Origin of the sequence: Lactiplantibacillus songbeiensis (assembly GCF_005405125.1) — a bacterium.
Taxonomy (GTDB): domain Bacteria; phylum Bacillota; class Bacilli; order Lactobacillales; family Lactobacillaceae; genus Lactiplantibacillus; species Lactiplantibacillus songbeiensis.
Genome location: NZ_BJDL01000024.1, coordinates 20,105 through 34,039, shown reverse-complemented (window position 1 = coordinate 34,039; position 13,935 = coordinate 20,105). Strand labels below are relative to the sequence as shown.

At 44.9% G+C, this 13,935-nt stretch carries 10 protein-coding genes; 3 read left to right on the top strand and 7 right to left on the bottom strand.

Annotated features, from left to right (window positions below; translation table 11 throughout):
• The first annotated feature begins 13 nt into the window (after positions 1 to 13).
• Positions 14 to 1,210 carry an MFS transporter gene (locus FFM77_RS09935; protein ID WP_137635606.1) on the top strand — a complete coding sequence of 399 codons (1,197 nt, stop codon included), beginning with the start codon at positions 14 to 16 and terminating at the stop codon, positions 1,208 to 1,210.
• A gap of 176 nt (positions 1,211 to 1,386) precedes the next feature.
• Here FFM77_RS09935 and FFM77_RS09930 read toward each other — a convergent pair whose 3' ends face one another.
• The 6 genes from FFM77_RS09930 to FFM77_RS09910 form a co-directional block, all read right to left on the bottom strand.
• A complete protein-coding gene (locus tag FFM77_RS09930) occupies positions 1,387 to 1,707 on the bottom strand; it encodes a hypothetical protein (protein WP_137635605.1) in 321 nt (106 codons plus the stop codon).
• A gap of 342 nt (positions 1,708 to 2,049) precedes the next feature.
• Positions 2,050 to 3,783 (bottom strand): aryl-sulfate sulfotransferase, encoded by a 1,734-nt coding sequence (locus FFM77_RS09925; protein ID WP_223876820.1) that lies wholly within the window; start codon positions 3,781 to 3,783, stop codon positions 2,050 to 2,052.
• A 344-nt stretch (positions 3,784 to 4,127) separates the two neighbouring features.
• Entirely contained in the window at positions 4,128 to 5,291 is a 1,164-nt protein-coding gene (locus FFM77_RS09920) for a family 8 glycosyl hydrolase (RefSeq protein WP_137635604.1), read from the bottom strand.
• A gap of 17 nt (positions 5,292 to 5,308) precedes the next feature.
• Positions 5,309 to 6,607 carry a glycosyltransferase family 2 protein gene (locus FFM77_RS09915; protein WP_379892190.1) on the bottom strand — a complete coding sequence of 433 codons (1,299 nt, stop codon included), beginning with the start codon at positions 6,605 to 6,607 and terminating at the stop codon, positions 5,309 to 5,311.
• Positions 6,600 to 6,752, bottom strand: a complete 153-nt coding sequence (locus tag FFM77_RS14015) for a hypothetical protein (protein ID WP_171001602.1) — start codon at positions 6,750 to 6,752, stop codon at positions 6,600 to 6,602. Before FFM77_RS14015 ends, FFM77_RS09915 begins: the two co-directional genes overlap by 8 nt.
• A gap of 12 nt (positions 6,753 to 6,764) precedes the next feature.
• A complete protein-coding gene (locus FFM77_RS09910; RefSeq protein WP_137635603.1) occupies positions 6,765 to 7,631 on the bottom strand; it encodes a GGDEF domain-containing protein in 867 nt (288 codons plus the stop codon).
• Between the two features lie 292 nt (positions 7,632 to 7,923).
• Here FFM77_RS09910 and FFM77_RS09905 point away from each other — a divergent pair, with 292 nt between their 5' ends.
• Both FFM77_RS09905 and FFM77_RS09900 read left to right on the top strand, forming a co-directional pair.
• Entirely contained in the window at positions 7,924 to 9,252 is a 1,329-nt protein-coding gene (locus tag FFM77_RS09905) for an MATE family efflux transporter (RefSeq protein WP_137635602.1), read from the top strand.
• A gap of 78 nt (positions 9,253 to 9,330) precedes the next feature.
• A complete protein-coding gene (locus FFM77_RS09900) occupies positions 9,331 to 10,452 on the top strand; it encodes a hypothetical protein (RefSeq protein ID WP_223876819.1) in 1,122 nt (373 codons plus the stop codon).
• A gap of 66 nt (positions 10,453 to 10,518) precedes the next feature.
• Here FFM77_RS09900 and FFM77_RS09895 read toward each other — a convergent pair whose 3' ends face one another.
• A complete protein-coding gene (locus FFM77_RS09895; protein ID WP_137635600.1) occupies positions 10,519 to 13,611 on the bottom strand; it encodes a mucin-binding protein in 3,093 nt (1,030 codons plus the stop codon).
• Positions 13,612 to 13,935: the final 324 nt, after the last annotated feature.

Below are 13,935 nucleotides of genomic sequence, written 5' to 3'. Positions count from 1 at the left end.
GAAGTGTCGTCACATGTCCCAGTCACAACCCAAAATCCACTTCAGTTGGCCCTTACTCACCAGCCCATTCGTCTCTCAACTTGGCTCAATGGTCTACTTACTCGGTCTCAACTGGATTTTAGTCAAAGCAACCGGATCGACCGCCTTGTTAGGGACGATCGAAGGGATCGGTGGGATTGCCTTTCTCGCTGGTGACTTGCTCGTCGGCGTGTTAGTTGATAATGGTAATCGGAAAAAGGTGCTGATTGGGACTGATTTATTCGCCGCCCTAGCTTGCCTGGCTGGCGCCTTATTGGTTACGCCGCATCACCCGCAAACTTGGCTATTAATGCTAGTCACCAGCGTGCTCGATATGATGAATGCCATCAATTACCCGGCGGCGAAGGCTATCATTCCAGAAATCATTACCCGTGATAGTCGCCAGCGATTTAACGCGCTTGCCAACACAACGTTCAACTTAGCCAATGTCTTAGCACCGCTCGTTGGCGGCTTGCTACTAGGCCTGCACGGCATCACCTTTCAGACGTTTCTTTTCATTAACTCGCTATCGTTTATCTTAGGCGTTATTTTAAATGCCTTAATGACTTATCATCATCAACCACAAACACAACCGACTCATTGGTGGGCTGGAATCATCGGCGGCCTCAAATACGTTTGGGCGCACCCGGACTTGGTCAGCTTAATTATTGCCATGGCAATCTTCAACTTTCTCTACGCTGATATTAACTTAGTCCAACCGTATATCGGCACTCATTATTTTGGTGGTCAGGCCAGCAACTATAGCCTACTCCTAACATTAATTGCCATTGGTGGCGTACTCGGCGGTGTTTCAATGGCTTGGCAACGTCGCCAAGTGACCATTCAGCAATTGATTTTCGAGCTACTGATTAGTGGCGCTATCCTGACGTTCATGGGACTGTGGTTGACTAAGTTCACTTGGCTAGCTGGCAGCTTATTGTATGGCATTATTCAAGCTCGCTTTTCCGTCAACACAAGTACGCTGATTCAAGCTGAAACGGCCATTAACTATCTTGGGAGTGTCTTTGGCCTATCGTTCTTAGCATTTGATGGTGTCCAACCCTTTGGTAGCCTAATTTTTGGCTATCTCATTCCCGTCTTCAAACAATTATCATTTAGCGTTTTCGGCCTATTAACGTTAATCGCATTCGGGCTACTCCTAATCATGACGCGCCGCTTCACCACTAACTAAAAAGTCTGGGACACCTCCCAGACTTTTTTGAGACTTCGAATATTTATAGCCAAAACGTGCGACAAAAGGCTGCGACCGCCGCTTAGCTACGACAATCAAACGATTGAAAGTCCCAATCATTCGATTGCCCAGGCTATGCTCGGTAGCAACCCGCCTTTTGTCCCACGCTCGTTTTGTTAAGATTCAGAAACGGGTAGCCCCACCAACGAGCCCGGCTGTAACCGATGGGCATGAATCGATTGGACCACGGCTAATAAATCATAGCCCGCACGTGGCAATTCATATTGATGGCAGAACAAATAGTAGCCCAGATCAACTGCAATCTGATAAGCCACAACATCGACATCATCACTGCGATGCAATTGTAACCTTGCCCGGCGCACTAACCGGCTAAGCCGCCCATCGGCTTGAATGGCCGGATTGGCCGCTGCTAACATCAATTGCTCTTGTAACTGGGCCCGTTGTCGTTGCTTAAAAGCTAGCCGTTTCGTCGTCATTTTACTCAACCCCTATCTATCTAATCGGCCTTATCATAGAAGAACCATCTTAGATTATCAACCTAATGCACCTCATTAAATCCCCGTCACACCGGCGTTAAATACAATTACAATTTTATTTATCAACAGCTAAATGAATGAACGATTTGCCGACCGTTATTCTAAGCTGATTGTAGCAGGTTATTGCAGGCGTCCGTCATCTTCCTAGTTATTTTAAATGCAAAAATTTATATTATGACACTCAATGTTAGCTAGATTAAACTGGCTACTCTAGTTAGACGGCAAGTGTCAGCTCAAATAAAAAGCCAGCTCGAAATTAGCTTTCAAGCTGGCACTCATTTCTTATTTTGTCGCGTCAAAAACGTAAGCCGAATCATAGAACGGCATCCGATAAGCACGATAAACATATGCTTTGGAGGCGGCGTTTTTAATCGTCATGTTCCAAACTTGCTGACCGCTCTTTGTGACTTCAACCACATTACTTTGTTTCCCGGTATCTTTAAACCCGAAATCAACTAACGTATTCCCATTTGACTGACGTTCGGCATAACCAATCACATCCGTAAAGTTGGCTTTACCTAATGATTTACCCCAGGCCCAAGTCTGATCAATCGTCATTTTCTTCGTATCGATATGATACTGAACAGCCTGTGAATACTTGCCAGAAGTCGCCTTGTTACCATTAGTGACGTTAGTATTATTGTCATACAAGATGACATCTTCACTGGTTGAATTATTAGCCGTATCCTTTAACAAGTACAAGGCATGCTGACCACCCGTAATCGTGGTCCCCTTCGTTGGCGTTAAGATCAAGCCACGATAAGCTTTAGGCCAAGTTGACTTCTTCTTACCACTGTAGATCCACTTGATCTTGTTCGTCTTGTAATCCAGCTTCATGATCATATCTTGATTCCGACCTGAAATCAGGATACTATCATCATTCTTATCGTAATCAATGGCATTTTGATGGAACCAATCAATCTTCCCATCGGCACCCTTCTTGTAGTGACGCCACATCGACTTCGGTAGTAACTTCTTCAAGTCGATAACTTTAACGATCTTCCCAGTCTGATGTGAAATCTCTACCATTGTATCTTCTTTGTACTTTGACCCATCCGAAACCGTCGCTAACAAATTATGGTTTGGTAATTCGATAATGTCATGATGAATCAATGTTGAGTAACTGACCGTGTTCTTCTTATTCGCCACCGCTGCCGAGCCAGTTGACGAATCTGACGACCCGGTCTTGCTGGAGAAGCTATATTCATGATAAACACGGCCCAACAAATCAATTTCAGTTAGATCATTGTAGACTTGTGAACTATTATTTTTCTTCGTCAACGTCATAATATGCCCGTTTGACCACTGTTCAAAGATATGCTGCGAATAATTGGTTGAATACCACCGCACGGCACCATCAGCATCGACCGCCATCGGTTCTTTGGTCGTTCGATTAAGCAACGTTAACTTATTACTGCCAATCGACATCTTGGACTTATCAACGTTCTTAACCGTCACCGTTGCATTCTTCACATATTTTGGTAAGGCACCGGTTTTCAGGGTCACCTGTTGGGTCGTTGTTTGGCCATTTTTCGTGGTGACCTTAAGCTTAACCGTATTATTGTAATTGGCATACAAGCCGACGACCGGCACTTGATGCGTTTTGGTATAACCACCGTGTACCGTATTCGTTAATGACGTGCCGCTGGTCTTCCCAACGACAGTATAAGAGACTTTCGCCGCCGTCTTAGTCTTAAATGTGACCAAGGCAGACAATGGCGACGTTTTATACGGGTTGACCTTAATATATGGATTACTTAACGTATACTGGCTACTTTTAGCAGCAGCGCGATACGTCTTCGTTAAGCTGGCCTGCCGATCCTCACGGGTACTGATCAGCCGACTATCCAAGTTTTTCTTAATTTGACTAGTTGACAACGGAACGCTGCTACTAGACTGACGATTGGCGCTACTGGTTGTCGAATTCGTTGCTGATTTCGTTGAACAGCCAGCAATCACCAAAGCTAGCGCGGCCACAGCAGTGATCACTATGGCACGGCGGTGTTGTTGTTTCACTATAATCCATCTCCTTAAAAATAATGACAATCATGTCTCACGGTTAATTCTATTAACTAACTATGAAATTTTATTGAATAATTTATTATGGAAATATAGCAAAAAGACGACGAAACTGCGACCGCCATTTTAAAAAAATGACCTGCATCGCATCGTTTCGCCGTCCTAACACCTTTTTGAACTTACAGCTAAGCGTCAAAAAAAGCCTGTTTAATTGGACTGTTTTAATGATTTTATTTATTTTAGCACCTTGATGATTTTTAGGCCAGCCAGACACATAAAACGCAGATTTCACTACCTGAACGTCATTTTTGTCGTCAAAAGGTCAAAATCATTAACCCATTTTATTTTGATTGACTTTGTAACAACATCAACATTTGAATGGTTTCCGGATAATAATTATTCCCACTGATATGATGGGTCAAACTATCACCGTACCGTTTAGTTAACGCTGATTGATCCATAACTTGTGCCGCATAGGCTATGGGAGTTGTAAACGCCTGGTTCGCATAACTCGTCACTGCTTGCCCATTCAAACGATAGATGGCAGTCAGCTGATGCTGCTTAGCAAAAAACGTCAACATCTTTTGTAAGACTTGTCGACTGACCTGACTGTGCGTGGTCTGATAATCAACCGCAACCCGCCATGGCACCCGACACGCGTTATAGCCGTACTGCGCATCATGACTTGTCGCTACTTGGTTCGGTTTGACCGCACCAATCGTCGCTTTAGCTCCGGTAACCGTCACAAAATCAGCCATCAAGCCGGTCGCCTGCTTTTGACTAAGCCGTTGCAAGAGCGATTGACTATTTTGAGCTACCCGCGTCCAACTACCATCCCGGGTATAACTGGCAAATTTACGAAAATCAACCGTCATCAAATCCGATGTCCGGACCAGATTCGCATCAGTACCGGTCGTCGCCCAATTGCCGACCCGTGGTAGCTTAGTCGTCGGATTCAGTTCAGTCCGTTTAATTGCTTTGATCAAGCGTTGCGCTAATTGCCGATAATTAACGTCTCCACGGCTGCCCCATTGTTGGTCCGCCAAAATCAATGCATAGGCAATGTCCAAATCACCATCAGTCGCGCTCGTCTTTTCAGCAGCAGTACTACGCATCTTACCCCGCGTTTGTGTCTGCCGCCAAGCCATTAAGGGCAATGCCTTACTCAACCGATGCGCCAGATAATAATGTGTTAGTTGCTTAAACGTATTTTGCGTGCGAACTCCTTGTTGGGCCGCCATCACTGTAATCAACATGCCGTAACCTTGCGCTTCTGACAAGGTTTGTAAATGACCGTTACCGTTATTCGTTTTCACAAATTTTTGCGTACCGGTATCAGCTAAATAAGCCGTCTGCCAGCTGCGATAATGCTGGGTAACGGTCGTTGCTGGCGTCGTTGCGGTCACTGACTGTGATTGCACCGTGACCCAAATTGCCGTCCCCAGACTGCCGATAACCAGCACTACCAATGCCCCAATTAACCACCAAATTCGTCGATGTTTCATTTAATTCCCCACTCTCTTTAAAACCGTTGCGTCTTATACCATTTCGTATGCCGGGTACCAGTGATCTTATCGCGAATAATGGCCCCCACCGCAGCCAATGAGACTACGATAAATAACTGGGCGTAAGTAAAATACGAGATAATCGAGTATAAGAAGTTTGTAATCGTTGCTTGCCCATAATCACTCGCTAAAGCGATATTGATTTGCAATAAATACAAATAGAACATCAACAACCAATTCACTAAAAATAAGATGGATAACGGCCCACCTAACGTCACTAGTTCATGAATTTGTGGGATACCCAATTGTAATAACCCCAAAAAGATATTCACCACGAAAATCCCATTAGAAATCGTAATCGCAGCATTAAACCAGAAAAACGTACAGACATAGTAAAAGACTTCCAACTTAATTCGCCATGCTGATCCATCAAAAAGGTGTTTCAAATTCTCCATAATCACTTCATAGTTGCCACGTGCCCACCGTTTACGCTGATTATAATAGGCAAATAACGTTTCTGGTTCTTGTTGGAAAGCTTCGGCTCGATGGGCAAGCGCAATCAGCTTGCCTTCTCGCATCAAACTGAAAGAAATGGCCGTGTCTTCCGTTAACGCGCCATTATTCCAGCCACCCAATGCTTGTACGACGGCTTTGTTAATAATAAAGTTTGTCCCCGGAATCCGACCGATCTTAAATAATTGCCAGAGTCCGGTATGTTGAATCCGCTGCGTATTGACAATTTCCAGGTTGATACACCGGGTTAAAAAGTTCTGCTGATAATTGCGCGTTTTGTTTCGACCGAATGCCGCCGCATACCGTTCTGGATTCTCCAAGACTTTTTGAATCAGGAAATACAACGCATTTGTCTCGGGCGCCGCATCCGCATCATAAACCCCAATGTATTCACCAGTCGCAATCTTCAAGGCATCGTTTAAAACCCCCGCTTTACCACCACTCCCTGTCCGTTCAATCACGCGAAAGTTGCGGTCCTTAAACTCAGTGATCGCCATTAAGGCTCGCACTTGATCGGCAGTGGCGTCTTCACAATTATCGGCATAGACTAATAACTCAACGCGGTCATGTGGATAATGTAGCCGCAGAATTGACTGCACCGTATCTTGAATCACCAACGCCTCGTTATGCGCGGGAACCACAATCGTCACCTTGGGATAGCGACTTAACGCTGGTAAATGCTCGGCATCGGTGTGTTGCATGTGTCGGAAGATAAAAATCACACCACCGGTAAGGGTCACGATTGTCATGATAATCGACAGCCAAATCGTCACGATGGCCGCGACATAGAAGAAATCAATCACGAGGCTTCGACTTCCCTTCCGTATTGAATGTCCGAATTGTGCGCCGAAAGATCAGCCACCAACAGACTGCTAAGATCGCCACGACAATGCCAAACGAAATCGTCACAACTAAACTTAAAGGTAATAACCAACTCACTAGTCCCACGGTAACCGCCCCCTATAAATACTCTTTAACAATATCGGTCTCAGCATTGCGATCTAAGTCCTGCAACGTATCCAAGACGTTATGATCCAGCACTTTATCTTGGGTCGAATATGAGACTTGACCCATACGCAACACGAGCGCATGGGTCGCCAAACCAAATTCACTAGCGATTTCTTCAACCCGCGCCTTAATCTTTTGCTTCATAATTGGCGCATTGTCAGCGCCTAACATCGGTGATAGCACCACGAATTTGCCCGCGCCCACGTAATACAAATGGTCGACAGTAAACAGCATGCCTTCTAAATGACGCGCCGTTGTCCGCAACAACTCATTAAACCGATCATTACCTAGAAAGTTAATTAAGTTTTCTAAGAAATCCAGCTTGACCATTGTCAATGTAAACCGATAATCTTGTTCATGATAATAAACGAGTTTTAATTCACGTTGCACCGCTTGTTCCAACGCCGTTTCATTTAAGGCACCGGTCACGACTTCCAAGTCCGGCTTAGCTTGATTGAGAAAGGCTAATTCTTGGGCCAAAGCTTTTCGTTTTAATAATTGATGATCCAGCAAATACATCATATAGGTCGTCAGTGGCGTAATCGTGATAAAGGCAATTGCCGACCAAAAGTACAGGACCCGCGTATATGGAAAAATCAACATCATTGACCCGACACTCATCATGACTAGTGACAGGACCGCTCCTAATAAGATATAAGTCGTCCGCCCTAGCAACAAACCCAGCCCAAAAGCCCCCGCGACCAAGACAAAGTTCAGCCACGACCCATTGATCACACTCAAATAAAGTAACGTATACTGATAGATCAGAACTAACAGCATCCCCACAAAGACGATGTTATCCATTGTTTTTAACTTCATATTTTAGCCCCACGCTCTTAAGCATATAATTTTCTTCATATTAGCCTAACACGAATTGACACAGTAGTCAGTAATTTTTTAGGCCTTCCCAAACTTAATTAAAGGTTTTGAAATTTAAATAGGTACAAATATTAACGCTTCATTAATATTAAAGTGATGATAATTTTCACTCTGGTTGGGCCAGTGTTTTAGCAACCAACCAGAGTGGCATCTAATCCTGCCCCTTGCAAAGTCGTTGCGATAAGCTTAACTTTAAAGACAGTTATCTTTTTTAGTTGGGAGTTCAAGTATTATGGAAGAATTATTCGTCAAAAAGCCGACTCCACAGGCTTATTTTCAATTAGCATTACCCGTTGTCTTTGGGATGTTAGCCAGTATGATCTATAACTTGGCTGACACCTTTTTTGTCTCGCAAACTCAAAATACGAGTCTGGTCGCCGGAGTCGCGTTATGTACCCCGCTATTCTCGTTCATGCTGGCCGTGGGTGATATTTTCGGCTTGGGCGGCAGTGCCTTAATGTCGCGGTTGTTGGGTCAAAAGAACACTGCTACCAGCCGCCGGGTCAGTAGTTTTTGTGCTTATGTTGCTCTGGCTACTGGACTAGTTGTCACTGCGCTCTTATTAAGCTTTGAGACACCAATTCTGAATTTGTTCGGGGCAACCACCGCCACTTATCCCTATGCGGCCCAGTTTTATCACATCATGGCCTGGGGGGCAATTTTTATTATTTTCTCTTTGGTACCCAGTAATTTAATTCGGACGGAAGGCTTGGCTAAACAATCCATGATTGCGACAGTCGTCGGCACCGTCTTAACGATTATCCTCGACCCTATCTTTATCTTCCCATTACATGGCGGGGCAGCCGGGGCAGCGTTAGCGACGGTTACCGGCTACGCGTTGACCGATATTGTTTTGATCTACTTTGTTTTAAAACAATGCCAAGTCAATACCGTCGATTGGCATCAAATGCGCATCAGTGGTCACTTAATTCGTGCCATTCTCGTCATTGGGATTCCAGCTTCCATTACTAATCTTATGCAAAGCTTTGGGACAGCCTTATTAAATAACTATTTGGCTCATTTTGGCACGACCCAAGTCGCCGCCGTTGGAATTGCCAATAAAATCTATATGGTCGTCATGCTATTGATGGTTGGGTTTGCGTTTGGTGTCCAGCCACTCGTCGGCTATAATTTTGGTGCCAAACAATTCCCACGCTTGAAGAAAATCATTGCGTTTGATTTATTTATTGAAGCCGGCTTGGCCTTAATTCTCGCCAGTCTACTGATGTTAGTCGCCCCCACCTTAGTCAGTTGGTTCATGCCGCAACCTGCGATTATTAAAGCGGGCAGTCTCTTATTGCGTAGCTTGCTCAGTACAACCCCATTTATCGGGGCCATTCTCGTCTTTACAACCGTCTTTCAATCGACTGGTCAAGCGCTGGGCGCCTTCATTATGTCAATTTCACGTCAGGGCTTAGTTTTCCTAATCGTGATTGTTTTAGCCGACAACTGGTTTGGTTATCTAGGCGTGGTCTGGTCGCAGCCAATTGCCGACTTAATCACCTTCATCATCGGCCTAGCCATCTATCAATTTAAATTCAAGCCATTGTTAACGATTTAAACCAGCAACTATTTTTCTTAGTCGTTGTTAGTGGTATATTTAATATCGTAAGATAAAATTTTTGGAGGAATGTTAGTTATGAAAAATTGGTCTCGGCAGTTGGGTACTGCCATTTTTGCAACAGTTTTAGGGTTAAGTGCAGTCACCGCGGTCTCTGCGGCAACGTACAATCAAAAGGGCAATGCCCTAGCGAACTATAATGTTAAAAAATATAAAACGGTTAATAATAAAAATTATTACCAAGGCGCTTATAGTTATCAATCAGCCCCCGGTTATGACCGCGGCGGCTTGTATCAAACGACGCCTGGCACCATTACCCGGACAGCTGGGACCGTTAAAAAGCTAACGTTCAAGACGAACCTGTACTTGCCTGTCACTTACGCCACTTCTGGCGATTGGGGCAATCCACAAAGTGAAGTCTTATCTAAAAACAGGAATACGTTATACACCTTAGTCATGCTCAACAAAGCTAGCCAAACTGGTCGCGTGGTTAAGTATGACTTGGCAACCTTGCGCAACAAGTACCACGTCTCAACAACCAACATGACTGCATTACGGCGTGCTACCTACGATAAGAGTGTCAATCAGCTAACCGCTAACGATAAGGCCATTTTAAACTGTATGCAAGTTGGCCCAACCTTTAACGCGGGGCATGGGCAATCATTAGCCATGAACCCTAAGAACGGCGAACTTTGGTTTGTCGGTAGTGCCAATGTCAAAGCTAACGTTCAACGCGTTAGCACCAAGACATTGAAGCCTAACAAACGGATCAACTTCACCTTGAAGTCGACTGTGGCAATGGGTGAAAACTTGACCTTTGATAAGAACGGGAACGCCTACTTCTACACTTACTCATACGGCGGCTGGGCACCTAAAGACAGTCTCAAGATTTACAAAGGTAAGATCAATAAGAAGTCTGTCAAGTTCCACTTAATCATGCAAGGTTTACGTCATAATCCTGGTTGGAAGTCACAATCGATTGCTTATAATAAGAAGAACAATCGCTTGTACTTCGTTTCTAACTCCAGCATTTCATCTGTCCCTGTTAGCAAGTTAGGTAAGTTGAAAGCTAAGGATGTTAAAGCCGTTAAGTTATCTGGTCAACGTGAATTCGAAGGCTTACAATTCGATCAAAGCGGTGCCGGTTACTTAATGGTCAACAAAGGCGCTGAAATTTTAAAGACTAACGGTAGTTTCTAAAACTAGCCGACTAAAATCCCCAAGGTGGATGTGACGTACACATCTACCTTGGGGATTTTTTAATCACTAATCTTGTTTCCGAGCTTTAAATCCTAGTGCCGTTAATAGACTAGTTAGCAAGACGCCGAGACCCAACCAAGCCGTCGCCGGTTGATTGGCATCACTAGTTTGTGGTAACGCCGAGGTCGCCAGCTTTGAACTAGTGACCGGTTTAAACGCTGCTTTGACTGGGACAACGGATGCCGTCTTAACCACTGATTTAGTCGTTGGTTGCGATACCTGAGCTGTCGTCCGGCTAACACCCGCATTCAAGGCATCACCATCCGGAGCTAACTCAACCGTTTTAGCACTAGCTGATTTAACCGGTTGACCAGTATCGACATTGGTTGGTGTCGGCGCAATCGTGTCGCCAACACCATCATCTACAACCGTTGGCGCTGTGGTCGTAACTGGTTGCTTGGTGTCAGTCGTCACCGTGACCTCATCCGCAGCGCCAGTATCAGGACTAGTTGGATTGATCGTCGCACCAGCCTGATCCGGATTCGGTTCAGTTGGCGTCGTCACGCCAGTATTATGATCAGTCGCCGGCTTCGTTGGTGGTGTGACCCCCTGGTTAGGATTGGTAGCTGGTTTGGTCGGTTGAACTGGATTAGCAGTATAAGTCACCGTTGTCTCTAGATCAGCACTGGCAGCCGTAACTGGCACGGCCGCGACCGTCAAATGGTCAGCGGTATAGTCAGCAATTGTTGGCGAGACTTGGGCAGCAAAGCTCGCTGCGCCATTTTCAGCAACCCAATTAGTATAGGTCTTGACGCCGGTCACCAAATCCACTTGACCAGTCCGCGTAAAGTTAACTGTTGCCACTTGGTCGGTAGCTGCTGTTTTGCCGTTTGCATAAACGTAATGAATCGTCCGAGTGACGGCTTTTTGCAAGTCACTAGCCGTCGTCAGTGCGGTCAATTGATGTTTGAAATGGACCGTGTACGTTTGAGCGGTATCGGTATAATTGAAGCTAGTCGTTGGCAAGTCATTTTGGCCTAACTCGTAACCTGCTGCCAGGTAGTCCGCGATAGTTGTTGCGGTATCATCGATCACGGCGCTTCCCTGTTCTCCAGTTAAAGTCGCCGTTTTTAACGTTGTTGCGGTGGTATCATCGACATAATTAACGGTAACTTGGCCCATCAAGACTGGATTCTTCGTATAGACATAAGTAACTGTCCCGCCAGCCACGGTCAAAGTGCCATTAGCCGCTAAGCTGTCAGTGCCAAGTTGACTAAAGGTGTAACCATCGAACGCTTTTTGCGTCGTGGTATACGTCAAATCTACTAATTGCCCCCGTGGATAAGTGGCTTCTGTCGTTGCCAAGACTTGACCGTCCGTATCCACATAATTGACAGTCACAGTACCAGCTGGCACATCCGGTACGGCCATCAAATATAGATATTGTGGGTCCAATGTATAAGTCCCCGTCAACGGCGCGGTCCGAGCAACGACCTTGTAACCAGGTACGTTCATGTAGCTGCTTAAATCATAGCTATCACCGACATCAACACCATTCACAACCTGATCAGGCAATGCCGCAATCGGCTTGACATTTTGATCAACATATTTGACAGTCACGTTGGGATGATCTTGGAAATGGGCACTTTGGTAGACTTGCATGTCGGTAATCAAAGTTGTCCCATCAGGATATTTTACTTCCACAAAATCACCATGTGGGGTCGGATAATAGTAGTCCGAATAAACATAGCCAATATTGCCATAAATCAAGAATGTTTTAACGGTCGGATATTGTTGGACATTGTCAATTTGATACTGATTATTGCCTAAAGACGTGATTCTTTGTTGACCAGCAACATTCGTATTAAAGCTCCACCCAAACGCATTATTAATCGTTTCACCTTTAAGTCCAGTTAACGTGATCCCCGTAAACGTTACTGGTTGACCCTTTACCAAATTCAAAGTGTTGTTCCAGTTAATAATCATTTGACCTTCCGCCGCAATAAAAGCATTGCCAGTGATTCCGGCTAATGGTGAAAAGTCGGACAAGGAATTATTATCGATTCCAATATAAGGGGCATGACCATTATTCCCAATGGCGGTTAACCAGGGACCCAATGATGCCAATTGGGCGTTAGTCATCCCATATTGATGACCCTGATACTGGCCAATACTTGGTGAAATGTCAATCGTAATAAAATTGCTAGGATCAATGCTTGTTAATGGTGTTAAGTCAGTTTTAGCCGGAAACGGTAAGTATAAATATAATCGTGTTAAATGTAATGCCTGTAATGGTGTTAGATCAATACTAATCCCCGCTTCAGTATTAGCAGCAACAATCGTCAAACTCAGTGGCACTGAACTTGGTAAATATTGCAACGCTTCAATACCTGCCAGACTTTCAACTGGTATCTCATCAGACACTTGAACATCATTGAGCATTAAACCCGCAGTTGAAATATCTAAATAACCACGATAATTCGCAATTTTGCCAATTGTAATATCATTATCGTCTGCAATACCAAGGCCCTTTTTAACTGCAGCTCTTAAATTAGCATCAGGAATCGTCACTACGGTTGCTGGATCAGGCGTCTTCGTGTCTGAATCCGTCTTATCCGTAGTTGTGGTCGTCGTGGTCGTTGTTCCCGTGCTGACCACACTGCGCGCCATTCTACCGCGAGCTTGGCTGGCAACTGACTGAACCGGGCCCTGTTCACTGACTTGCGACCCTTGTGAGCTTGCAGAACCCGCACTGGCATTGCTAGCAGCTGAATTGCCGGCACTCGTTGCGCTATTAGCAACTTCGCTTCCCGCTGAATTGCCACTAGTCGCACTGACTGGTGCTTGACTCACACTCGAATTGGCTGAAGATGTGGCACTGGCTGGCGCACTCGCTGCTGATTGACCACTAACTTTACTTTCACTCGTCACACTGCTAGTAGCGCTAGGTGCGGTACTATTCGAGGCCTGACTAGTCGACGAGCTGGCAGCACTGCTGACTTGAGTCGTCGTTGGAGTCTGTTGGTTCGTATCTGCATTGGCCACCGTTAGTCGCGTGGTAGACATCGCCATCACTGCCGTTGTGATCCCCATAACCATCCATAGCTTCTTATGCTTATACATCTTAACGTGTTCTTTAGTTCTTTGAGTTGTTAACATTAGTGTATCCCCCTAAGCTGATGGTTGCTAGCCGTCCTTATGAATAATTAAATCACTTTTAATAATTAACTTTATACTATTATCATAGAGCCGTTTCACTGATAGTTCAATAGGCTAACAATGCTTAAACTCAACCATAAATTATAGTAATGTCAGTTCAAATAGATTGCCCCGCTTAACTAATTTCAATTATGCCTGTAATCGTTTTCGTCACACTGAATAGCGTAGGTAAGCCCCTCACAAACCAATTTTGCCGTCATTATTAGCAAACTTAATACCGGCCGTAAATTAATTTGTTCACTCACATAAAAAACGCTGATTCAA